General features: G+C 68.4%; 17 protein-coding genes and 3 pseudogenes. 17 read left to right on the plus strand and 3 right to left on the minus strand.

Going from position 1 to position 23,005, the window contains the following annotated elements; translation table 11 throughout:
• Positions 1-101 precede the first annotated feature (101 nt).
• The 3 genes from OG455_RS34420 to OG455_RS34430 all read left to right on the plus strand — a co-directional run bounded on the left by OG455_RS34420 (position 102) and on the right by OG455_RS34430 (position 1,822).
• A complete protein-coding gene (locus OG455_RS34420; RefSeq protein WP_266300211.1) occupies positions 102-764 on the plus strand; it encodes an SDR family NAD(P)-dependent oxidoreductase in 663 nt (220 codons plus the stop codon).
• Positions 765-874: 110 nt separating this feature from the next.
• Positions 875-1,483 carry an NAD(P)H:quinone oxidoreductase gene (gene wrbA, locus OG455_RS34425; RefSeq protein ID WP_266300212.1) on the plus strand — a complete coding sequence of 203 codons (609 nt, stop codon included), beginning with the start codon at positions 875-877 and terminating at the stop codon, positions 1,481-1,483.
• Positions 1,484-1,522: 39 nt separating this feature from the next.
• Complete coding sequence (locus OG455_RS34430) at positions 1,523-1,822, plus strand: muconolactone Delta-isomerase family protein (RefSeq protein ID WP_266300213.1); 300 nt, start codon at positions 1,523-1,525, stop codon at positions 1,820-1,822.
• A 23-nt stretch (positions 1,823-1,845) separates the two neighbouring features.
• Here the strand turns inward: OG455_RS34430 and OG455_RS34435 are convergent, their stop codons facing one another.
• Positions 1,846-2,214: a hypothetical protein gene (locus tag OG455_RS34435; RefSeq protein ID WP_266300214.1), complete on the minus strand. Its 369-nt coding sequence runs from the start codon at positions 2,212-2,214 to the stop codon at positions 1,846-1,848.
• A 368-nt stretch (positions 2,215-2,582) separates the two neighbouring features.
• Here OG455_RS34435 and OG455_RS34440 point away from each other — a divergent pair, with 368 nt between their 5' ends.
• The 12 genes and pseudogenes from OG455_RS34440 (at position 2,583) to OG455_RS34495 (ending at position 19,979) form a co-directional block, all read left to right on the plus strand.
• Positions 2,583-2,939 carry an SseB family protein gene (locus tag OG455_RS34440; RefSeq protein WP_266300215.1) on the plus strand — a complete coding sequence of 119 codons (357 nt, stop codon included), beginning with the start codon at positions 2,583-2,585 and terminating at the stop codon, positions 2,937-2,939.
• Positions 2,932-3,504, plus strand: coding sequence for a hypothetical protein (locus tag OG455_RS34445; protein ID WP_266300216.1), 573 nt, complete (start codon positions 2,932-2,934; stop codon positions 3,502-3,504). The genes OG455_RS34440 and OG455_RS34445 overlap by 8 nt, the downstream gene beginning before the upstream one ends.
• Positions 3,504-8,195: a putative T7SS-secreted protein gene (locus tag OG455_RS34450; protein ID WP_266300217.1), complete on the plus strand. Its 4,692-nt coding sequence runs from the start codon at positions 3,504-3,506 to the stop codon at positions 8,193-8,195. The genes OG455_RS34445 and OG455_RS34450 overlap by 1 nt, the downstream gene beginning before the upstream one ends.
• A 410-nt stretch (positions 8,196-8,605) precedes the next feature.
• Positions 8,606-13,348 (plus strand): putative T7SS-secreted protein, encoded by a 4,743-nt coding sequence (locus tag OG455_RS34455; RefSeq protein ID WP_266300218.1) that lies wholly within the window; start codon positions 8,606-8,608, stop codon positions 13,346-13,348.
• On the plus strand, positions 13,329-13,829 hold the full coding sequence (locus OG455_RS34460; protein ID WP_266300219.1) for an Imm50 family immunity protein: 501 nt from the start codon (positions 13,329-13,331) through the stop codon (positions 13,827-13,829). The genes OG455_RS34455 and OG455_RS34460 overlap by 20 nt, the downstream gene beginning before the upstream one ends.
• Complete coding sequence (locus OG455_RS34465; protein WP_266300220.1) at positions 13,816-14,229, plus strand: Imm50 family immunity protein; 414 nt, start codon at positions 13,816-13,818, stop codon at positions 14,227-14,229. The genes OG455_RS34460 and OG455_RS34465 overlap by 14 nt, the downstream gene beginning before the upstream one ends.
• A gap of 178 nt (positions 14,230-14,407) precedes the next feature.
• A pseudogene (locus tag OG455_RS34470) lies at positions 14,408-14,784 on the plus strand (transposase); the annotation flags it as partial.
• A gap of 143 nt (positions 14,785-14,927) precedes the next feature.
• A pseudogene (locus OG455_RS34475) lies at positions 14,928-15,308 on the plus strand (integrase); the annotation flags it as partial.
• A gap of 48 nt (positions 15,309-15,356) precedes the next feature.
• On the plus strand, positions 15,357-16,580 hold the full coding sequence (locus OG455_RS34480; protein ID WP_266300221.1) for an IS4 family transposase: 1,224 nt from the start codon (positions 15,357-15,359) through the stop codon (positions 16,578-16,580).
• 169 nt (positions 16,581-16,749) lie between these two features.
• Positions 16,750-17,466: pseudogene (locus tag OG455_RS34485) on the plus strand (integrase core domain-containing protein); the annotation flags it as partial.
• Positions 17,463-17,924 carry a hypothetical protein gene (locus OG455_RS34490; protein ID WP_266300222.1) on the plus strand — a complete coding sequence of 154 codons (462 nt, stop codon included), beginning with the start codon at positions 17,463-17,465 and terminating at the stop codon, positions 17,922-17,924. The pseudogene OG455_RS34485 and the gene OG455_RS34490, both read left to right, overlap by 4 nt.
• Before the next feature lie 1,089 nt (positions 17,925-19,013).
• On the plus strand, positions 19,014-19,979 hold the full coding sequence (locus OG455_RS34495; RefSeq protein ID WP_266290267.1) for an IS5 family transposase: 966 nt from the start codon (positions 19,014-19,016) through the stop codon (positions 19,977-19,979).
• Here the strand turns inward: OG455_RS34495 and OG455_RS34500 are convergent.
• Positions 19,888-20,544 carry a hypothetical protein gene (locus tag OG455_RS34500; RefSeq protein WP_266290265.1) on the minus strand — a complete coding sequence of 219 codons (657 nt, stop codon included), beginning with the start codon at positions 20,542-20,544 and terminating at the stop codon, positions 19,888-19,890. The genes OG455_RS34495 and OG455_RS34500 overlap by 92 nt on opposite strands.
• A 224-nt stretch (positions 20,545-20,768) precedes the next feature.
• Here OG455_RS34500 and OG455_RS34505 point away from each other — a divergent pair, with 224 nt between their 5' ends.
• On the plus strand, positions 20,769-21,191 hold the full coding sequence (locus OG455_RS34505) for an NUDIX domain-containing protein (RefSeq protein ID WP_266300223.1): 423 nt from the start codon (positions 20,769-20,771) through the stop codon (positions 21,189-21,191).
• Positions 21,192-21,197: 6 nt separating this feature from the next.
• Positions 21,198-22,364, plus strand: coding sequence for a helix-turn-helix domain-containing protein (locus OG455_RS34510; protein ID WP_266300224.1), 1,167 nt, complete (start codon positions 21,198-21,200; stop codon positions 22,362-22,364).
• 2 nt (positions 22,365-22,366) lie between these two features.
• Here OG455_RS34510 and OG455_RS34515 read toward each other — a convergent pair whose 3' ends face one another.
• Positions 22,367-22,825, minus strand: a complete 459-nt coding sequence (locus OG455_RS34515; RefSeq protein ID WP_266300225.1) for an ATP-binding protein — start codon at positions 22,823-22,825, stop codon at positions 22,367-22,369.
• Between the last annotated feature and the right edge of the window lie 180 nt (positions 22,826-23,005).

Below are 23,005 nucleotides of genomic sequence, written 5' to 3' on the forward strand. Positions count from 1 at the left end.
CCTCTTCCTGCCTGCGGCGATGCCGCAGGGCTTGCTCCTCACACCGATGAGAGGACCTACGGTCATCGCGTTCAACACCGTGTGAGTCGGAGGAGATTCCCTTGCCAGGACTAGTCATCGTGGGCGCCGGACCGGGCCTGGGCGCCGCGGTCGCCGCGCGGTTCGGGCGCGAGGGCCTGCCCGTCGCGGCGATCGCCCGCAGCCAGGCCGTCGACGAGGTCGCCGCCACAGTAGGCACGCGGACCTCGGTACCGGTGCTCGCACTGCGCGCCGACAGCAGCGACCGTGCCGCGCTGCACGCCGCCCTCGACATCGCCGTGGACGCGCACGGCGTGCCCGACGTCCTCGTCTACAACGCCGCTATCATCCGGTCGGACCGGCCCGGCGAACTGAACACGCAGCAGCACCTGGACGCGTGGTCGGTGAACGTGCTCGGCGCGATGGACGCGGTGACCCACCTGGCCCCGCAGATGGCCCGGGTCGGCGGCGGCACCGTGATCATCACCGGCGGCATGCCGCAGCCCATCAGCCGCAGTACGAGCCTGTCCCTCGGCAAGGCCGGTGTACGTGCGCTCACCCACATCCTCGACCAGGAGTACGGCGACTCCGGCGTGCACGTGGCCACCGTCACCGTGGCCTGCGCCATCGTGCCGGGCACGGACACGGACCCCGACCTGATCGCCGAGCACTACTGGGCTCTGCACCGGCAGCCGCGCGCGCAATGGCAGCACGAGATCGTGCACTCGACCTCGGCGCCGGCGTGAACATCCGGCCGAGCTGGACTCCCACTGGCTCGCAAACCATCCCAGGCACCCCAGCCACCCCAGGCACCCCAGCCACCCCACCCCACCACCTCGACGAGACGGAGAACCCCGTGTCCACCGCTGTGAAGCTCGCCATCGTCTACTACTCCTCCACCGGCACCATCGCTGAGATCGCCCAGGCGTTGCACGACGCCGCCGTCAAGGCCGGTGCGCAGGTCCGCCTCCTGAGGGCCGCCGAGCTCGCCGCGCCCAGCGCCATCGAGTCCAACCCGGCCTGGGCCGCCCACCACGCCGCCACCCGCGACATCCCCGAGGCGAGCGCCGAGGACATCGAGTGGGCCGACGCGGTGCTGTTCGGCACCCCCACCCGCTTCGGCAACGTCTCCGCGCAGCTCAAGCAGTTCATCGACGGCCTCGGAGGCATGTGGGCCCAGGGCAAGCTGGCCGACAAGGTCTACAGCGGCTTCGTCTCCAGCGCCACCGCCCACGGCGGCCAGGAGTCCACCCTCCTCGCCCTCTACAACTCAATCCACCACTTCGGCGGCATCACCGTCACTCCCGGCTTCACCGACCCGGCCAAGTTCGTCGACGGCAACCCTTACGGCACCTCCCACGTCGACGCCCAGGGCAACAACCCCGTCGACGACCCCACCCGCACCGCCGCCCGCATCCAGGCCGAGCGCGTCGTCAAGATCGCCGCACAGCTCAAGGCCGCCTGACCGATCGTCAATCGTGACACCAGCATCAAAGGAGAAGCCATGAAGGAATTCCTGGTCGAGCTCACCACCACCGTGCCCGAGGGCACCGAGGCGGCCGAGGTCGAGCGCCGGCGCGCGGCCGAGGCCGTCCGGGCCGCAGAGCTGGCCCGCGCCGGACACCTGGTCAGGCTGTGGCGCCCCGTGGGCGAGCTGCGCAGCATCGGCCTGTGGCGGGCCGCCGACAAGGCCGAGCTGGAGGCGGTGCTCGGCACGCTTCCCCTGTGGCCGTGGATGACCTCGACGGTCACCGCCGTCCACTCGCACCCCAACGACCCGGCCGCGGCCGGCTACGCCGTCTGATCCCCACGCGGGTCACCGGCAGATTACTTGGTGTTCGTCCCGTAGAGCAGGTGAGCCTCGGCGCGGTTGAGGTCGTTGGGGGCGTCGACGGCGAGGCCGGAATCGGGGGTGAGCACCATCTGGACGTGGTGGGAGTGTTCGAGGAGGCGGAGCAGTTCCACCTCCTCGGACCTTTCGAGGGGGCCGGGCTTGAGAGCGCGGAAGGAGCGGAGGCTGACGGGGGTGAACCCGTACAGGCCGAGTTGGCGCAGGTAGGTCGGCCGATCGGCCTTGGGGTAGGGGATGGGCTGGCGGGAGAACATCAGGGCGCGATGGTCGGGAGTGGTGACGACCTTGACGACGTTGTGGTCCTGGATGGTGGCGGGGTCGGTGAGTTGGGTGCAGGCATTCACGGCGATCGTGTCCGGGGGGGGGGGGGGGGGGGGGTGAGGGCGGTGGAGACGGCGTCGATGGCGGCGATTCACCCGTCGCCGAGAGCATGGGCCGGCCTCCTTCGGCCAAGCTTCCCAAGAGTCCCCCGAACTACCCAATTCCGCTCATCAAGTGATCGGCTGCGCGACCTTGTCTGGCGTCAGATGCTCTGCTGGGAGGGGGTGTGCGTCCGTCCGTCCGTCTGTCGCGCTGTCGCGACTCGCACGATCGGGTAGCGCGAGTGCGTACCTGGGCGTCTGTGCTTCTGGGGGACTGTGATCGCGCCGTCACTCTCGTCGGTTAGGGTGAGATTCGTATCGAACTGATTGCCGAGCGTTACGGGGGGCTGATGTCCGGGACGGGACTGGTCGCGCGCCTGGCGGCGTTGCACGCGGGGCAGGTGGACGGCCCGGCGCTGGTGGGGGAGTTGCGCGAGGCGCTGGTGCTGTTGCCGATCCGGGGTGGTGAGCCGCTGGCGGGGGACGCGGAGGGGGTGCGCTGGTTGTACGCGTTCACTGGCGAGGCGGCGTTGGCCCGGTTCGCGTCCGCGCGCGGGGTCGAGGGCGAGGTGGAGTACCTGACGGTGCGTGGGTCGCGGCTGCTGGATGTGGCTGTTCCCGCGCTGGGCGCCCGGGCCGGGGTGGCGCTGGATGTGGCCGGCCCGGCGCCGTTCCTGCTTCCAGCCTCGGCGATGCCCAATGGCTGACTCCTACGCGGTGGACCCGGAGGCGTTGAAGGCGACGGCGAAGGGGATCAACGACGCGATCGCGGAGTTGAGGACGTTGGGGATCGATGAGAGCGCGGAGGGTGGGCGGGGGTTCTCCGAGATCGGGTTGACGGGGTTGCAGGTCGGCAACCCTGGTTTGCAGTCGGCGTTGGCGGACTTCTGTGAGCGGTGGAGCTGGGGGGTGCGCACCCTGGTCCATGACGGCAACGAGATCGCGCAGCGGCTGGGGTTGTCGGCGGGTATGTACTACGACCAGGAGCAGTACGCCTCGGGGATGCTCAAGGACGTGGTCTCCGCCGCGATCGGTGACCCGGATCTGACGCAGGAGCAGGTCGAGGGGCAGTCCTGGGGTCGGACCTGGTCGGACAATCCGTACACCGATCTCGCCCGTCCCGATGACTCGGCGGCTTCGCTGGACAAGGCGGTGGCCGATTCGCGGGCGGCGTGGGCGGCGGAGGGCAAGGACCTTGAGAACAGCGCCCCGCTGCCGGGCTTGCCCGGGGTCGTGGTGTCGACGAGTGAACTGCCGGGGGGCAAGGGCTGATGGGGTTCCTGGACGATGTCGGGGACGGCCTGGAGGGGCTGTACAAGGACGGCAAGAAGCAGGTCGGCAAGGTCATCGACCAGAACGCCCACACGGTGGGCGGGATGCTGGACTTCGTGGGGCTGCACGACGCCGCCCACGCGGTCGACCACTGGGGTGATGGTGTCGCGGACAGCCTGGGTGCGCAGATCGGCGAGATGCAACTGGGCGACTCCGATGATCCCAAGGACCTGGTGCACGGTGACGCTAAGGCGTTGAGCGACGCCGCCAAGCAGTTGCGCACGTTCCACGACGCGTTCCAGGAGACCGGTGGCGGCCTGCAGTCGATGGACTCCGAGCACTGGAAGGGCCAGGCCGCCGACGCGTTCCGCACCCGCTTCCAGCCGCACCCCGCCCAATGGTTGAGCGCCGCCGACGCCTGCGCCACCGCCGCCACCGCCCTGGACGGCTTCTCCACCACCGTCACCTGGGCGCAGGGCCAGGCCAAGCAGGCCATCGACGCGTACAACGCGGCCAAGAAGGCGCATCAGCAGGCCCAGGACGCCTACAACACCAGCGTCGACGCCTACAACAAGGCCGCCAAGGCCTGGAACACCGCCGCGGCCAACCCGAACGCCGCCCCGGGCCCGAAGCCCACCGACCCCGGCGCCTTCCAGGACCCCAGCACCACCGGCCTCACCCACGCCCGCGACCTGCTGCGCGCCGCCCGCGCGGGGCGCGACAGCGCCGCCGACCAGGCCGCCAAAGCGCTGCGCACCGCCCTGGCCGGGGCGCCCGCCGAGCCGAGCTTCACCCAGCGCATGAAGCTGGACGCCGTCGACCTCTACGAGGGCAGTTCGCTGGGGACCGCCCACCTGCTCGGTGGTGTGGTCAAGGGTGGGGCCGACATCGTGAAGTTCGGGCGCGCTCTGGACCCGATGGACGCCTACAACGTCACCCATCCCGCCACCTACCTCGATCACCTCAACCAGACCGCCGCCGGCCTGGTGCACGCCGACCTGCACCCAGTAGACGTGGTCAAGTCCCTGGTCGGCTCCGGCTGGAGCTCCGACCCGTTCGAGGCCGGCGGCAAGCTGTTCACCAACATCGCGCTCGGGGTGGCGACCGACGGCGCGGGCGAGGCGGCCACCGCCACCGAGACCACCGGCATCGACGTCACCGAGAACGCCGCCACCAACGCCGCCACCAACGCCGCCAAGGACACCACCGAGAGCGCCGCGGGCGGAGCGGGCCGCGAGGCGGTCAAGGACCCGAACGTCAACGGGCGCGACCCGGGTGAGCGCATCTGCGAGGGCGACCCGATCGACATGGCCACCGGGTACATGACGCTCAGCCAGAGCGACGTGCACCTGGCGGGTGTCCTGCCGCTGCTGTTCACCCGCACCCACGACTCCCACTACCGCGCCGGGCGCTGGATGGGCCCGACGTGGGCCTGCACGCTGGACGAGCGCCTGGAGATCGACGCCGAGGGCGTGGTCCTGCTGCGCGGCGACACGATCGCCCTCGCCTACCCCCACCCCGCGCCCGGAACGCCCAGCCTGCCGAGCACCGGCGCGCGCTGGCCGCTGACGATCGACGCCCAGGGCCGGTACACCGTCACCGACCCGGCCACGGGCCGCACCCGCGCCTTCCACCCCGATCCAGACGCCCCCGCCCGGCCCGACGGCTCCGTGCCGGCCCCGCTCGACTCGATCACCGACCGGACCGGCCACCAACTCCTCTTCGAGTACGACCACGACGGCACCCCGATGGGCATCCGGCACTCCGCCGGCTACCACCTGGAAGTCGAGGTCACCAACTCCCGGATCACCGCCCTGCGTTCGGCCGGGCTGGAACTCGTCCGCTACGGCTACACCGAGGGCCACCTCACCGAGGTGATCAACTCCTCAGGCCTGCCGCTGCGCTTCGAGTACGACACGGCCGGGCGGATGACCGCCTGGATCGACCGCAACGACTCCCGCTACGACTACGCCTACGACGAGCGGGACCGCTGCACATCCCAGGGCGGCTCCGGCGGCCACCTGCGCTGGCGCTACGACTACCGGCCCGGCCTGACCCTGGCCACCAACTCCCAGGGCGCCGTCAACCGCTACAAGGTCAACGAGCGCCACCAGATCACCGCCCACACCGACCCGCTCGGCCACACCACCCGCTACACCCGCGACCACCACCACCGCCTCCTCGCGGTGACCGACCCGCTGGGCCGCACCACCACCTTCGAACACGATGCGGCCGGCAACACCACCACCGTCACCCGCCCCGACGGCACCCGCTCCACCGCCACCTACAACACGCAGGGACTACCGCTCACCGTCACCGGCCCCGACGGCGCCGGCTGGTGGCAGACCTACGACGAATCCGGTAACCGCACCTCGCTCACCGACCCCACCGGCGCCACCACCCACTTCGGCTACGACGCCGCCGGACACCTCGCCACCCTCACCGACGCGCTCGGCGCGACCACCGCCGTCCGGTGCGACGCGGCCGGCCTCGTCCTGTCCGCCACCGACCCTCTCGGCGCCACCACCGCCTACCAGCGCGACGCCCTCGGACGCACCATCGCCATCACCGACCCGCTGGGCCACACCACCCGCCTGACCTGGAACGCGGAGGGCCGGCTCACCACCCGCACCACCCCCGACAACGCCACCGAGAGCTGGACCCACGACGGCGAAGGCAACACCCTCACCCACACCGACCAACTCGGCGCCACCACCACCTTCGAATACACCCACTTCGACCTGCTCACCGCCCGCACCACCCCCGACGGCGCCCGCCACACCTTCACCCACGACACCGAACTACGCCTGATCCAGGTCACCAACCCCCAAGGCCTCACCTGGACCTACCAGCACGACGCCGCCGGCCAACTCACCGCCGAAACCGACTTCGACAACCGCACCCTCACCTACACCCACAACGAAGCCGGCCAACTCACCGCCCGCACCAACGGCCTGGGCGAAACCATCGACTACACCTACGACCAGCTGGGCAACCTCACCACCAAGGACGTCGACGGCGACCTCACCACCTACACCCACGACCCACTGGGCCGCCTGCTCACCGCCACCGGCCCCGCCGTCCAGCTGACCCGCACCCTCGACCCACTGGGCCGCCTCCTCACCGAGACCGTCAACGGCCACACCCTCACCAACACCTACGACACCCTCGGCCGCCGCACCTCACGCACCACCCCATCCGGCGTCCTCAGCACCTGGACCCACGACCCGACCGGCAACCCACGCGCCCTCACCACCACCGGACACACCCTCACCTTCGACCACGACGCCGCCGGCCGCGAAACCACCCGCCACCTCACCGACACCCTCACCCTCACCAACACCCACGACCCACTCGGACGCCGCACCACCCAGACCCTCACCACCGGCCCCGACGTCCTCCAACACCGCGCCTACCACTACCGCCCCGACGGCAACCTCACCGGCATCGACGACCAGCACACCGGCACCCGCCGCTTCGACCTCGACCCCGCCGGCCGCGTCACCGCCGTCCACGCCACCCACTGGACCGAGCGCTACGCCTACGACGACACCGGCAACCTCACCCACGCCACCTGGCCCGCCCACGACGACAGCGCCCACGGCACCCGCAACCACACCGGCACCCGGATCACCACCGCCGGCCGCATCCACTACACCCACGACGCCCAGGGCCGCATCACCACCCGCCGCCGACGCACCCTCTCCGGACGCACCGACACCTGGCACTACACCTGGGACCCCGAAGACCGCCTCATCGCGGTCACCACCCCCGACGCCACCCTGTGGCTCTACCACTACGACCCCCTCGGCCGCCGCATCGCCAAACAATGCCCCGCCACCGCCGAATGGACCCTCTTCACCTGGGACGGCACCACCCTCGCCGAACAGAGCGCCAACAGTCCCACCCTCCCAGGCCCCCACACCCTCACCTGGAACCACAACGGCCTGCACCCACTCACCCAGACCGAACACCTCGCCACCACACCCGACCAGGAAGAAATCGACCACCGCTTCCACACCATCATCACCGACCTCATCGGCACCCCCACCCACCTCCTCAACCCCGACGGCACCACCGCCTGGCAAGCCCACACCACCCTCTGGGGCACCACCACCCAACCGAGCAACACCACCACCACCACCACAACCCCACTCCGCTTCCCCGGCCAATACCACGACCCCGAAACCGGCCTCCACTACAACCTCCACCGCCACTACGACCCACAAACAGCCCGCTACCTCAGCCCCGACCCCCTCGGCCTCGCACCAGCACCCAACCCCACCACCTACGTCCACAACCCCCACACCTGGAGCGACCCACTCGGACTCGCCCCCGACGAGTGCAAAGTCCCTTGGTCGAACAGTAGGGTTTCGGGGGGCGCTCGAGCAATCGACAACGGTTCTACGAGCATCCGGGTCGGTTCTCGTTCTGATGCAGAAGAGCTATTTCTCGGGAAATTCCAGGGGGATGGCTATCGGAATGCGGCTGGGTTTGACGGAAAGGGGACGAGGCAGTTCTTCGGCTCAAAGAGTGGAACCTACCACTGGGATGACCGACTCGGCGCGGATGGTCGGGTGGTCGGCCACGGGCCAAGCAACTCGGATGGAGATCTGCCGCACCTCCAAATCCACACGTTCGAAGACTCTCCGTACGGAGGCCGTATCATCCGGATCTTCTGGAAGGGCTGAAAGAGATGAAAACTGAGGCCTGGAATCGCCTAATCATGACTAACGCCGTTGTTTCAGCGCGGCTCCGAGGGGGCTGTGATGATCGGTATTCTTGGATTTGGGTCACCCCACTTCGCGATGGCACTTTCAGCGTCTCGACGGTGGAAGTGCCCAGGAGGTTTGTTGACAATGACATCTGCTTCTCCGAATGCGACATCATTCGAGAGCATGTCGGGACCGCCGCTGATGCATCAGAAATCGACGATATGATCAGAGGAGCAGGTGCCGATCCGGACGAGCTGGACGCTCCCTGGAAGAATGACTTTCCGCTGTAAATCTTTCGGGCTCGTAGCTGAGTAAGGACTGGAAAACAGGGTCCCGGTGCGCAACAGAATATTGCGTCGGCTGGGGAGACAGGGGGGCAAGGGCTGATGGGGTTCCTGGACGATGTCGGGGATGGCCTGGAGGGGCTGTACAAGGACGGTAAGAAGCAGGTCGGCAGGGTCATCGACCAGAACGCCCACACGGTGGGCGGGATGCTGGACTTCGTGGGGCTGCACGACGCCGCGCACGCGGTCGACCACTGGGGTGATGGTGTCGCGGACAGCCTGGGTGCGCAGATCGGCGAGATGCAACTGGGTGACTCCGATGATCCCAAGGACCTGGTCCACGGTGACGCCAAGGCACTCATCAAGTCAGCAGGGGATCTGCGCAAGTTCCACGACGCGTTCCAGGAGACTGGCGGTGGACTGCAGTCGATGGACTCCGACCATTGGAAGGGCCAGGCCGCCGACGCTTTCCGGACCCGTTTCGCCCCCCACCCCGGGCAGTGGTTGAGCGCCGCCGACGCTTGCGCCACCGCCGCCCAGGAACTGGAGCACTTCGCTGAGACCGTGGCCTGGGCGCAGGATCAGGCCAAGCAGGCCATCGACGCCTACAACGCGGCCAAGAAGGCGCATCAGCAGGCCCAGGACGCCTACAACACCAGCGTCGACGCCTACAACAAGGCCGCCAAGGCCTGGAACACCGCCGCGGCCAAGCCGAACGCCGCCCCGGGTCCGAAGCCCACCGACCCCGGCGCCTTCCAGGACCCCAGCACCACCGGCCTCACCCACGCCCGCGACCTGCTGCGCGCCGCCCGCGCGGGGCGCGACAGCGCCGCCGACCAGGCCGCCAAAGCGCTGCGCACCGCCCTGGCCGGGGCGCCCGCCGAGCCGAGCTTCACCCAGCGCATGAAGCTGGACGCCGTCGACCTCTACGAGGGCAGTTCGCTGGGGACCGCCCACCTGCTCGGTGGTGTGGTCAAGGGTGGGGCCGACATCGTGAAGTTCGGGCGCGCTCTGGACCCGATGGACGCCTACAACGTCACCCATCCCGCCACCTACCTCGATCACCTCAACCAGACCGCCGCCGGCCTGGTGCACGCCGACCTGCACCCAGTAGACGTGGTCAAGTCCCTGGTCGGCTCCGGCTGGAGCTCCGACCCGTTCGAGGCCGGCGGCAAGCTGTTCACCAACATCGCGCTCGGGGTGGCGACCGACGGCGCGGGCGAGGCGGCCACCGCCACCGAGACCACCGGCATCGACGTCACCGAGAACGCCGCCACCAACGCCGCCAAGGACACCGGCGACAGCGCTGCTCGCGATGCCGCCCAGGACCCTGCAAAGGCGGCCAAGGAGCCGAAGGATGTGACGGAATGCGGCGACCCGGTGGATGTCGCCACCGGACACATGTTCCTGCACCAGCGGGACACGACCTTGCGGAGTTCGCTCCCGCTGGCCTTCGAGCGGACCCACAGGTCTGACTACCGCGCGGGTGTCTGGATGGGCCCGACCTGGTCCTGCACGCTCGATGAGCGCCTTGTCGTGGATGCAGAAAGGGTTCTGCTGCTGCGAGCCGACGGGGTCGTGCTTTCGTATCCGCCACCTGCGCCCGGCGCACCCACGTTGCCGACTGCTGGTGTGCGGTGGACGTTGAGCCGTCAGAGCAGCGGTACCTACACGGTATATGACCCGCGGTCCGGCCTGCTCCGTACCTTCACGCCCGACCAGGACCGCGAACAGCGCGCGCCACTGACTGAGATCCGTGACCGGAACGGCCACTGGATCGCGTTCGACTACGACTTCGACGGCGTGCCGACCGGGATCCGGCACAGCGCGGGCTACCACCTGAAGGTCAGTACGACCGCGGGCCGGATCAGCGCGCTGCACCTGGTGGTTGGCGATGTGCTTGAAGCCGATGTCGACGAGGTCGAGCTTCTCCGCTACGGCTACACGGATGGCCACCTCACCGAGGTCATCAACTCCTCCGGTGTGCCGCAACGTTTCGAGTATGACGCGTCGGGGCGAATGACCGCTTGGCTCGACCGCAATGGGTCTCGCTACGAATACAAGTACGACGACCTGGACCGATGTATTAATCAAGGCGGCATCGAGGGTCACCTACGCTACCGGTACGTCTACAGCGACGCCGACACCGAAACCGGCCTCGGGGCTACCAGTGCGACCGACTCGCTGGGCCAGACCAGCCGCTACCTCATCAATTCGATTGCCCAGGTGGTCGCCGAGATCGACCCAATGGGTGGCATCACACGCTACGCCCGTGACAGGTACGGCCGGTTGCTCGCGCTCACCGACCCGACGGGGCGTACGACATCCTTCGAATACGATGAGCACGGCAACCTAGTCACCAGTACCCGGCCTGACGGCCGGAAGACAATGACCGAATTCGACACTCAACTCCACCTGCCTACAGTCTCCATCGACTTTGGCGGCAGGATGTGGCGTCAAGAGTACGACCAGGCTGGAAACCGGAACGCAGCAGTCGATCCGTCAGGGGCGGTCACCAGATACAGCTACGATTCGCGAGGGCACCTGGCTTCGGTCACTGACCCGCTGGGCCGTACCACCAGCATCCGCTGCGACGCGGCGGGGCTTCCGGTCGAGGTCACCGACCCGCGAGGCGGCCGCACCCGCTACAGCCGCGACGCGTTCGGTAGGCCGGTCATCATCACGGATCCGGTGGACGGGGTGACGGAGCTGTCCTGGACGGTGGAAGGGCGCCTGGCCCGTCGTACGGACGCCACCGGTGCCACGGAGAGCTGGACCTACGACGGCGAGGGAAACATGACTCGCCATACCGACGCGATGGGCGCTGTCACCACCTGCGAGTACGGACCCTTCGACCGGCTCACCGCGCGGACAGGAGCGAATGGCGCCAGGTACCTCTTCGAGCACGACACCGAACTCAGGCTTGTCGGGGTCACCAACCCGGAAGGCCTGCAATGGCGGTACAGCTATGACTCGCGAGGCTTCCTTGACGCGGAAACCGACTTCAACGGACGGAACCTGGCCTACCTGCGGGACGAGGCCGGCCGACTCGTCACACGCCTGAACGGACTCGGTGAGCGCATCGACTATGAGTACGACCTGCTCGGCGCCATCAGCAGCAAATCGGTTCAAGGAATGGTCACCACCTTTGAGCACGACGAGTTGGGCCATCTGACCCGTGCGGTCGGCCCGAATTCCGAGTTGATACGCCGCTACGACCGTTGCGGCCGCATACTCGAGGAGACCTGCGACGGCCGAACTCTCACCTTCGACCGCGATGTGGTCGGTCGCCGGATTACCCGCCGGACGCCCTCAGGTGCCATCAGCCGATGGACCTATGACGCCAACGGCGGAACCACCCAGCTCGAATCCCCTGGGGCGGTAATGTACTTCGACCGGGACCTGGCCGGTCGCGAGACCGGCCGCGCGATCGGGAACCGCCTGCTGCTGACCAGCGTCTGGGATCCGGCACACCGGCTCCTCGACCAGACCCTGTCGGCGACACCGAACGAAACAGCCACCCTGCCACAGCTCGCCGTCGACCACCCCCTGCCCCACCGCTCGTACCGCTACCAGCTGGACGGCCAGCTACTCCAGGTCGACGACCGGCAACATGGCACCCGTCGCTTCACCCTGGACGCCCTCGGCCGTGTGGCGGCCGTGCACGCCGACAACTGGTCCGAGAGCTACGCGTATGACCTGAGCGGCAGGCCAACTGCTGCCTCCTGGCCAGCCAGCCCAGCTGCCAAGAGTGCACTGGGGGAACGCCTTTACCAGGGTACGCTTGTTCGCCGCGCGGGCATGCTGCGCTACGAGTACGACGCTCAAGGTCGGGTGACACTGCGTCAGCGAGTCAACTTGTCACGAAAGCCCGATAACTGGCACTACACCTGGGACGCCGAGGACCGCCTGGTCGCAGTCACCACTCCGGACGGCCAGAACTGGCGCTATCTGTATGACCCGCTTGGCCGTCGTACAAGCAAGCAACTCCTCGGCCCTGGCGGAACGACCGCGGTGGAGCAGACGGACTTCACCTGGGACAGCTCGACACTGGTCGAACAGTCCTCCCTGACTCCTGGTCTTCCCGGCCCTCACGTGATCACGTGGGATCACGATCGCGGCCGCCCTGTGGCCCAGACCGAGTCGGTCGCCGGAAACGACGCCGCTCAGGTCAATGCCGACCGGCGCTTCTTCGCCATCGTCACCGACCTCATCGGCACCCCGGTCGAACTGGTTGACGATAATGGTCGCAGTGCTTGGCGCAGTCGAGCCAATATCTGGGGTGCGACGACCTGGCCGAAAGACAGCAGGACTTACACCCCGCTACGCTTCCCCGGTCAGTACTACGACCCGGAGAGCCGACTCCACTACAACCTGAATCGCTATTACGATCCCGAGGCCGCGCGATACCTCTCGCCCGACCCAGCGGGTCTGCGGCCTGCGCCGGACAACCACTCCTATGTCAGCCATCCGCTGGTCGCCAGTGATCCACTCGGCCTCGCCCCATGTCGGGCTGAGCAGAAGCGGAAAGCGCTCAGGGATGCCGGCGTCGCTGATGACGCGGTACCGCTCGACGAGGACTGGGTCCCCTCCACAAACCGCCAAGGTAAGCAGATCCTGGACGAGAACCACCAACCGGTGTATTTCCACCAGGAGTACTACGAAACGAAGGATGGCGACATCATCGTCTTCCAGGACCACTACACTGGGCATTCGTTCGGCGCTCCGGACGGCGTCGGCGACCAACCTCCCCATCTTCACGTAAGGCCTCTTGATGACCCGCGAAACGGAGTCCTCCCACCCCCGGCAGAGGCGCACTACTACTATGACCCCAGCCTGGGGTGACTTCCTTCGTAACCCCGAGAAGCTCTCCGGGCTTTACGAGAACCCGTCGAGCATCGAGCCGCTGGTGCTGCACTCCGTCTACCTTGACCGGCTGGGGCCGACGATCACGCTGCGCCTCAGTACGACCGGACTCCCCGACCGGATGCCGACTGAGTGGCTGGCGGCAGAATGCGATCGCTTTGAATTCCACCTGCAGTTCCTGGACATCGCGGACCTGTCGATGACCCGTGCTCGTTTCCCAGCATCGATCTCGGTGGATGTCGTAGCGCGGGAGCTCCACCGGATCCGGGTCGACGTGCTTGGCGGCTCCACCCACCTCGGCTTCTCAAGTCATCGATCAGTCACCATCGGCCGTTTGAGTGCCTGGAACTCCAGGGCGCCGGAGGAGCAGCCGATTCACCACTACCTGAGTCCGCTTGACCGACGGCTCCACAGCGCACCGCCGGACACCTGGAAGAAGAACTACTATGGCCGTATCTGACTGGACCGACCATGTCAGTGGAGCGGCTGACCTGGTGCAGCTCTTCTACGGGGCTCCGCCGCTCGCAGAGCTCGAGTTCATGGGCGTGCTGATCGATGAGCGGGTGGACTGCGGGTTGACCCTGGGGTTCGACACAAGTGATATCCCAGGTGCCGACGCCTCTTCGCTCTTCGTGGGCGGGCAGAATGCCCTCGAATTCTTCGTCGTCTTCTCAGGAGTCAGCAAGCTCACGGTCAGCGGTTGGGACCACACCGGTCTGCAGGACTATGGCATCCGCACAGTCGAATCCGGATCCATCCAGGTCTCCCTTGCTGGCGAAACCTGGCATATCACGTTCCTGGCGGACTCGTGCCGGATCGAGGGAATTCGTGCCTATCGAGCCGCGATCGAGTCCAGATGACTGAAGCTGCCTGGATTTTGTGGACATATATCCGCTTTGGGAGTTCTCATAAGCTTGACGTCTAACCTCGCAGGTCACTCGACCGGCTGAGATCTCTAGGATTCGGCGGCACGTGAGGCGGCTGTTCCCCACGCTTCGAGATGTCGAGTAACGAAGTGCGAGAGAACGGCCGCTGCCGATGAGTCTGCCCGTCGATGTGCCCGCATGCGACGTATCGGGGCTGCTGTCCCACTTTCGGGTCGAGTTCTACGAGAGCCTCTACGCTCGGGCCGACGCGCTCTTCGAGCTCACGGACGCGGTGCTGTGCACGGATGGGCCGGTGAAGACCTGGTCGAGCTGTCGCTCGTGGCCGAGCACCGGCGCGGGCACGGCGCCCTGTACCAGGCCTTGGCCCGGGGCCGGGCCGAGCCTGCCCGTCTGCGCCGAGCTCTGGCCGGGCTGCCGCGGCCCAAGGCCGCCGACGGGCGGATCGTGCTGGCCGTCGACGTCAGCAACTGGCTTCGGCCGGACGCTCCCACCAGCGAGGACCGGCTCTTCTGCCACGTCTACGGACGCTGTAGGTGCCAAGAACCACGTCCGTGCTGGTCAGTTGACATGTGGGCGCTGTCGCGAGGCCGGCTGATCCGGTGACAGCGGAGGTCTCGCTCGCTGATTGCCAGCTGGCTCCGGCTGGCTCCGGCTGGCTCCAGGATGGTCCGGTGCTGCTGCGACTGCCCTACCTGGCCTTGACAAGTGTGTTCACCTTGATACGGCTCCCGCCGATGAGCGACCGCGACAAGGACGCCGAGATCCTGGCGCTACGCCACCAACTGGCCGTGCTACAGCGGTAGACCGACAAGCCGAAGATCACCTGGCCCGACCGCGCGCTGCTCGCCGCACCCCTGCACCACCTCCCATGAGCGCAACTTCGTCGACTCCGGCTGATCGTCTCCCCCGACACGCTGCTGCGCTGGCACCGCGACCTGCTGCGCCGACGCCACGCCAGAGCCTCCCGCCCCAAGCGCCCGGGTCGTCCGCGCACCGTGCGCTCCGTCCGCGTCCTGGTGCTACGGCTCGCCAGCGACAACCGCAACTGGGGCTAGAGGCAATGCCAGTGACTTTGGCCTGTCTGTCTCGTTGGTTGTGGTGTGGCGAGGGTGGGGCAGGTCAAGGCGCCTGCGGGTGAGCGGTTGTCGGATCGGATCGCGATCGGGGTTCTGACCCAGGCGTTTCCGCCGGGGTTGGTGGACGAGGTGATCGCTGAGACCGGGCGGGCCGAGCAGCGTAGTCGGTTGCTGCCGGCGCGGGTGGTCGTGTATTTCGTGCTCGCGATGTGCCTGTTCTTCGGGCAGGGCTACGAGGAGGTCGCGCGGCTTCTGGGTGAGGGGCTCGGGGACGGGCGGCGGCCGTGGCGGGTGCCGACGACCGCCGCGATCGGCCGGGCCCGGCGCCGGCTGGGTCCGGAGCCGTTGCGGCTTTTGTTCGCGCGGGTGTGCCGTCCGGTGGCGGTGTCCGGGACGGCGGGTGCCTGGTACCGGCGCTGGCATCTGGTCGCGGTGGACGGCACCACGCTGGACCTGGCGGACACCGAGGCCAACGACGAGTTCTTCGGCCGCCCGGGCTCCGGACGCGGGGTCGGCGCGTTCCCGCAGGCCAGGCTGGTCGCCCTGGCCGAGTGCGGCACCCACATCGTGTTCGGCGCCGCGCTGGGGCCGCTGTCGGTCAGCGAGCAGACCCTGTCCCGGCAGCTGTTCGCCCACCTGCGGGCGGGAATGCTGCTGCTGGCCGATCGCGGCTTCTACGGCTTCGAGCTGTGGCAGCAGGCGCGGGCGAGTGGCGCGGACCTGCTGTGGCGGGTCAAGAAGAACGCGGCGCTGCCGGTCGTGCGGGTTCTCGACGACGGCTCCTACCTCAGCGCGATCCACGCCGAACAGGACCGCAAGGCCCGCCGCAACCCGGTGGTCGTGCGGGTCGTGGAGTACACCCTGGCCCGCACCGGCGATGCCACCGTCTACCGCCTGATCACCACCCTTCTGGACCCGAAGCAGGCACCGGCCGCCGAGCTGGCCGCGCTCTACACCCAGCGCTGGGAGATCGAGACCACCCTGGACGAGGTCAAGACCCACCAGCGCGGCCCCAAGCTCGTCCTGCGCTCCAAGTACCCGTGGGGAGTCGAGCAGGAGGTCTACGGCCTCCTGCTCGTCCACTACGCGATCCGGCAGTTGATGCACCAAGCGGCCCTGCACGAGGGCATCGACCCCGACCGGCTCTCGTTCACCCGCAGCCTGCGCGTCGTGCGCCGCCAAGTCCCCGCCCAGGCGGGACTTTCCCCCCGGCAGACTCGCCCGCGCACTGACCCGCACCCTGGCTGAGATCACCGACCGCCTGCTACCCGAACGCCACAGGCGGACCTGCCCGCGCGTCATCAAACGCAAGATGTCCAACTGGCCCCTCAAACGCGCCCACCACCGCAACTGGCCGCAACCAGAACCGACGGCAGTCACCATCACCCAGCCAAGAACAACCTAAAGTCACCGGCATTGGGGCTAGAGGCGCATCCACGGCGAACTCGCCGCGCTCGGAATCAAGGTCGCCGCCTCCACTGTGTGGAACATCCTCAAGGAGTACGGCATCGACCCCGCACCCGAACGCGACCACACCACCTGGGCAGCGTTCCTGCGCTCCCAAGCCCACGCCATCCTCGCCGCCGACTTCTTCGAGACCAAGACTCTGACCGGGGCGACCGTGACCGTCCTGGCGGTGATCGAGCACGCCACCCGGCGCGTGCGGATCCTCGGGGCGACCGCGCACCCGACCGCGACCTGGATGACCCAGCTCGCCCGGAACATGGTCATGGACCTTCAGGGCACGGGCGCCAGGGTGAAGTTCCTGATCCGGGACCGGGACATCCGCTACCCGGCCGCCTTCGACGCCGTCCTGCAGGCCGAGGGCATCGAGGTCGTCCAGACCGGCGTCCGAATGCCGCGCATGAACGCAATCATGGAGCGCTGGGTGCGCTCATGCCGAACCGAACTCCTCGACCGCATCCTCATCTGGAATCAGGCCCACATACTCCACGCGCTACGCGAGTACGAGCAGTTCTACAACACGCACAGGCCCCACCGCAGCCTCGCCAGCGCCGCGCCCCTATGCCCACTACCCGAACCGATCACCGAACCCGATCGGCTCACCCACCTCGACGTCCGCCGACGCGACCGCCTCGGCGGCATCCTGCACGAATACCAACACGCAGCGTGACCAGCATGGACGTGGTTCTTGGCACCTACAAGGCCACCCGCGCCGGCGCCGAAGCCGAAGTCCGCACCGCCTTCCAGGCCGGCGCAGGTCAGCTCACCCGCGACGACATCGCCGCCCTCGCCCGCGCCAACAGTGACCTCGTCACCGTCCTCACCGGCGCCGAGCCCGCCGACCGGGCAGCGCTCTACCAGCAGCTCGGGCTGATCCTGACCTATGATTCCGGAAAGCAAGAAGTGCTGATCGAGATGAACCTCGATCAGCACTTCTTCGGGACCCGTAGGCCCATGGTCGGTGTCCGAGGGGTGTGTCGACCCATACGCACATGTCACCGTTGCTCGGGGAGCTATCCCTGTAGCAGTACGGGACTTCGCCTCGTCTTTGATCTTGGAATGGACCTTGGGTCAGGGAAAGCCCGCCGAGCGCAGTGGGTGTCCGCCAGCCTCCTGATGACATCCTGACAGTGCTGAAGAGGCTCGCGGAAGGGCCGATGGCTGGGTTTCACTCATTCGAGTGAGGCCAGAGGGCTGTCGGCCTTGCGGCACGGCGCCGACGACGGCCGTAGGCCCGGAGGTCGCAGGGGTTCAGTTTGTTGGGTACGGGCGGGCCTCGCGGTATGGGTCCCAGATCGCGGCCCGTAGCTTGCCGCGGGCAGGGACCGCGAGGCCGTGTTCGCGTGCCCACGAGCGCATGTGGGCGACGGTCGGCCCGGGTGACGAGGTGTCGGCTGCAGGTGGATTGCTCAAGGGGCTCTGCTTCGGGCGAGCCGGGCGCCGGAGCCGTGGGCGGGGTGCCGGTGGTGAATCCGCGTCGAACGCCAAGTTAACCGCCCCGATGGCTCGTTACATCGGGTTTGCCGAGGTCGAGATGCCCTTCTACGACGGCCCCCGCCGCCGCACCGAGACCGGCGTCATTCCGATCATCGTGGACATCCCGGAACGTGAAACCACCAGGACCACGCCCCCCGGCAATCAAGCGCACCCGGCTGAACTGCACGTTTGCTCCGAGGGGGCTGGCTCTGGCTGCTGGGTGGAGAGAGGGGTGCGCGGCGGATCGGCGTGCGCGATCACATTGGACAGTCGGGAGACGGGTGGGGTGTGCTGGGGTGCGGCTGGCGGGCGTGGGCGGCGGCTACCTGTTCCAGAACGACGAGCTGGCGGCGCCAGGCGGGTCCGGCTTCGCCGAGGACGAGCAGGAGGGGGCGATGAGGTGGACGGCGATGCCGACCAGGTCGTGCCGGAGCGCGGCGTCTCCGACGTTGACGAATACGGAGAAGGCGCCAGTGAGTGACTCTGTCGGGGATCTTGGACGTTGTGCTCAAGTGCCAAGGGTTCGCCAGGACTTCGTTCGGGGGATGTCGTTCTCGTCCAGATCGGTCTGGAGGGCGGTCGGCGGTCTCAGAGCGTTGTGGTGAACCGTGCGGCGTTCGAGGTTTGCAGGTGGGGAGGGTGAGCGTTCGCACGCAGGTGCCCGTGACCGCTTGGGCGTGAAGCAACGGGCCCCTTGGTAGAGAGCTGGTTGTCGAGACCGCTTTCGCCCGAGGAGGCCCGTTGCCCAACCAGTTCAGCACTCCCGGTGCCGGCGAGTCCACTGCGCTCACTCCGGGGTGTGACTGCTACGTGCACCTGTACGGGGCGATCGGGGAGGGGCACCGCGCGCCGCGCTACGACAGCGACATGACGGACGCCGAATGGGCGGTGATCCGCGGCGCGATGCCGATGCCCGCCTGGCTGGAGGGGAAGGGCGGACGCCCTGAGGCGCACTGCCACCGGGGGGTGATCGACGCGGTGCGCTATCTGGTCGACAATGGCGTCAAGTGGCGCAATCTGCCTGCGGACTACCCCTTCTGGCGGGCGGTGTACGACTTCTTCCGCCGCTGGCGCCGCCACGGCTACATCCGCGAGCTCTACCAGCGCTTGCGCCGCACCGAGCGCAAGAAGCAGGGCAAGGCGACGGAGCCGAGCGCGGGCATCATCGACTCTCAGTCCGTGGACGGCTCGGAGACCTGTCCGGCCACCTCACGCGGCTTCGACGGCGGCAAGCTGCGCGACGGGCGCAAGCGCCACGTCCTGACCGACACCGGCGGACTGCTGCTGGAGGTCACCGTCACCGCGGCCAACGTGCACGACTCCAAGGCCGCCCCGGAGTTGCTCGAGGCATTCATGGCCGAGCCCGGACGGCTGCTCGAACTCGTGTGGACGGACTCCGCCTACCAGGGCCAGGAACTGGCCGACGCCTTCGCCGCGCACGGGGTGAGAGTGGAGGTGGTCAAGCGCACCGACGGAACCAAGGGGTTCAGGGTACTGGCGCGCAGGTGGGTGGTGGAGCGCACGCTCGGCTGGCTCTCGCGCTCGCGGCGCCTGAACCGCGACCACGAGCGCCGCGACGACCACCACGTGCAGATGGTGTGGTGGGCCGCCTCGATCACCCTCGGCCGGCGGATGGCCCGCCAGCGCCTGCACTGGCCCGAGTTCCGCCCGCACCGGCTCCCCGCGCCGGGCCCGGCGCGGGGATGAACAACCCGCCCGGCACCCGCCCCAGCCAGCCCCTGGCCTGCAGCGCATAGGCCCGGTGACGGACCTTCTCGATCTCCTTCAGCCGCTCTGCGTCCCGCCCCAGCGCGACAGTCAACGCCTTGACCGCCACCGGGGCACCCGCACCCGCGACCACATCGAAGACCTGCCGATAGGCCCCGGCCAGCACCTCCACGCCCAGGCCCGGCTGCCACGCAGGCGGCCGCGGATCGTAACCCGTCCGCAGGACCGAAGGCACCGCGGGCACTGCCGGCTCCGGCACGCCGTCCCCCGCCTCGTGCGGCGGCTGCGGCGGCACTTGCGGTGCCGTCACCGGCGCCAGCGCGCGAGCGGTGGGCGTCACCGCAGTCAGCGGCTGCACCATCACGGCCTCGGCCTCCTCCGCCAGCGCACGCAGCACCTCCTCCCGGCCGATCCGCGCACACTCCAACCGCTCCTGATGGACAGCCACCTGCTCCTGGGCCTCGCGCAGCAGCTCCTGCCAGGCATCCAACTCTTCCCGGGCCCGCGCCTCACGACGCTCCAGCAACGCAATCACCGACGGCACGAACGACACCTCCACCACCGACCCAACCAACCGTCAGCTGGCTGCCCTGAAGAAGCCATCCACACACCACCGTGCTGAGGAAACCGCAGCTCATCGAGCTACAGAGCGGTTCACCACAACGCTCTGACTGTCAACCAGGGCAATCGAGGCTCGCCCAGCAGTGACGCCACGTCAGGTGCTAGGTTCGAAACGCCACTGGCTGTCGGCGCACCGCGAAGGAAGCCATGAACGACACCCCGTACGTCCCGCGTACCTTCCCCATCTCCGTCAAGGGCGTCGTGCTCGATCAGCAGGACCGCGTGCTGCTGCTCAAGAACGAGCGGGAGGAGTGGGAGCTGCCCGGCGGGAAGCTGGAACTCGGAGAAGAGCCTGCGGCCTGCGCCGCCCGTGAGGTCCAGGAGGAGAGCGGCTGGACTGTTGAAGCCGGCCCGCTGCTGGACGTCTGGATGTACCGGCCGATCCCAGACCGCCACGTCTTCATCGTGACCTACGGCTGCCGCAGACTCGGCCCGGACCAAGCGCCGGTGGTCAGCGCCGAGCACAAGGAGATCGGGCTCTTCCGGAAGGACGAGGTGGCCGACCTGGTGATGCCGCAGGGCTACAAGGACTCCGTGGCCCGCTGGTACGTGCACCTCGGTCTCGGCTGACCCGACATGGCAGCGCCCACCTTCACCGCGCCTGCGCCGACGAGCGCCGCGACGCTCTGGCGCTGGGCCACCCCGCAGGCCGAGCAGGTGCTGCAGCGGCGCCGGCTCGGCGAGATCCTCAAGTACCACCGCATGATCAACGGCCTCTCGCAGACCGCGCTCGGAGCAGCCCTCGGCTACGACAAGACCTACATCTCGCTGCTGGAGAACGGGCGCCGCACCATCCTCGACCTGCCCTCGCTGCGCCACATCGCACGGACCCTGGCCCTGCCGGCCCACGCCCTGGGCGCGACGGACCCCTCGGACGCCGACTTCGCCGCTCTGCTGCAGTTCGGGGACTCCACCGTGCGCCTCGCGGAGACCGCCCGTCAGAGCGGCAACGCCGTCGATGCGGTCAGGGAGCTGTGGTCGCTGGTGGCCAGGCTGGAGGCCCGTGCGACCGACTGCCATCCCGAGCGCGCCGCGCTGGCGCTGCTCGCCCGCGCCCGGGTCGGACTCGGTGTGGCGCTGGGGCACGTCCTCCCAGAGGAACGCCTGGCAACCGCGGCGCGGTGGACCGGCAGCGGAGTCTCGCTGGCCCGCCGGTTGGACGACCCAGCCTTCCATGCCTACGCCCTGCGCATGCACGGCAACGAGCTCAGGAAAGCTGGGCTGCACGAAGCGGCGCTCGACCGGCTGCACAGAGCTTGCGCGCTCGCTCCGACGCGAACAGACCGGGCCGCCGCGCTCGCACTCCTGGCCCGAGCCGCCGGCGCGGCGAACCGCCCGTCGCTCTTCGACGAGGTCGTCGAGGAAGGCAGGCGGCTGCTCGACAGTGCTGAGCACGGCTCCTTGTTCAACGCTTTCGCGCTGCACGAGATCCAGCTCCGCGGTCTCGCCGCGACCAGCCGCACGCGGGAGGCCGCCGGGCTGCTCGATCGCGCTCCGCAGGCCGGCGCGCACACGACGGCGCAGTGGCGCATCATCGAGCACATCACCGTTGGGCAGGTCCTGTTGCGCCACGGCGATTCGGCTGCGGCGCGGGAGCGGCTGTCCGCCGGACTCACCGGCGCCGCGGCCCACCACCTGCCGCACCAGCTCCAACGGGTACTTCGAGCCAGCAGGTCCGTGCCAGACCTGCACGAGCAGGCCTCCGTCGCGCTGCGTGACCTTGAGATCGGGATGGCGGCCTGAGTTCACGCGGCACCGGCCTTGGGGAGCGCCCAGACGACCTTGCCGCCTGGGGAGGGGTGCCAGCCCCAGGTGGTGCTGAGCGCGTCGACCAGCTGGAGGCCGCGTCCGTCCTCGGCGCAGTCGTCGGCCGACCGTGGGCGGGGCATGGCGGGGGACTCGTCGAAGACCTCGATCAGCAGTTGGCCCGCCGTGACCCGAACGACCAGCAGGATGACGTCAGTGCCGATGGACGCGGCGACGGCGTTGGCGACGAGTTCGGTGAGGATCAGCTCGGCGTTGTCGCGAGCGGTATCAGTCAGCTGGGTGGCGAAGTGCCGCTTCAGTCGGTCACGGGCGGTTCGACCGGCTTCGTTCGTTACCGGCAACACGCAGCGAAGGACACCGACGCTCGGGTCCGGCGATGGAATCAGGGAGAGGTCGGGGACACTGCCCAGACCCCAGATGGTTCGGGGCGACGACATGGCTACACCTCCTCTATGGAAAGGGGGTTGTGCGGTGCCTGACCTGGCTGCCGACTCATCCGACGGGGACAGGAAGCGGGGGCGTCACATTCCGTCCCCCAGGCGTCGCTGACAGCAGTAGGGTGCTCCGAAGGCGGTGGTTGGCGCACATCGCAGGCCGGATATCACGGCTGTGATATC

The sequence above is a fragment of the Kitasatospora sp. NBC_01287 genome (assembly GCF_026340565.1).
Lineage (GTDB): Bacteria > Actinomycetota > Actinomycetes > Streptomycetales > Streptomycetaceae > Kitasatospora.

What these genes read in the sequence shown, in the direction of transcription:
- OG455_RS34455 (WP_266300218.1), top strand. Translation starts at nt 8,606, where the DNA reads ATGGGGTTCCTGGACGATGTCGGGGATGGCCTGGAGGGGCTGTACAAG.
- OG455_RS34505 (WP_266300223.1), top strand. Translation starts at nt 20,769, where the DNA reads ATGAACGACACCCCGTACGTCCCGCGTACCTTCCCCATCTCCGTCAAG.
- OG455_RS34515 (WP_266300225.1), bottom strand. Translation starts at nt 22,825, where the DNA reads ATGTCGTCGCCCCGAACCATCTGGGGTCTGGGCAGTGTCCCCGACCTC.
- OG455_RS34460 (WP_266300219.1), top strand. Translation starts at nt 13,329, where the DNA reads ATGACCCCAGCCTGGGGTGACTTCCTTCGTAACCCCGAGAAGCTCTCC.
- OG455_RS34440 (WP_266300215.1), top strand. Translation starts at nt 2,583, where the DNA reads ATGTCCGGGACGGGACTGGTCGCGCGCCTGGCGGCGTTGCACGCGGGG.
- OG455_RS34445 (WP_266300216.1), top strand. Translation starts at nt 2,932, where the DNA reads ATGGCTGACTCCTACGCGGTGGACCCGGAGGCGTTGAAGGCGACGGCG.
- OG455_RS34465 (WP_266300220.1), top strand. Translation starts at nt 13,816, where the DNA reads ATGGCCGTATCTGACTGGACCGACCATGTCAGTGGAGCGGCTGACCTG.
- OG455_RS34430 (WP_266300213.1), top strand. Translation starts at nt 1,523, where the DNA reads ATGAAGGAATTCCTGGTCGAGCTCACCACCACCGTGCCCGAGGGCACC.
- OG455_RS34510 (WP_266300224.1), top strand. Translation starts at nt 21,198, where the DNA reads ATGGCAGCGCCCACCTTCACCGCGCCTGCGCCGACGAGCGCCGCGACG.
- OG455_RS34450 (WP_266300217.1), top strand. Translation starts at nt 3,504, where the DNA reads ATGGGGTTCCTGGACGATGTCGGGGACGGCCTGGAGGGGCTGTACAAG.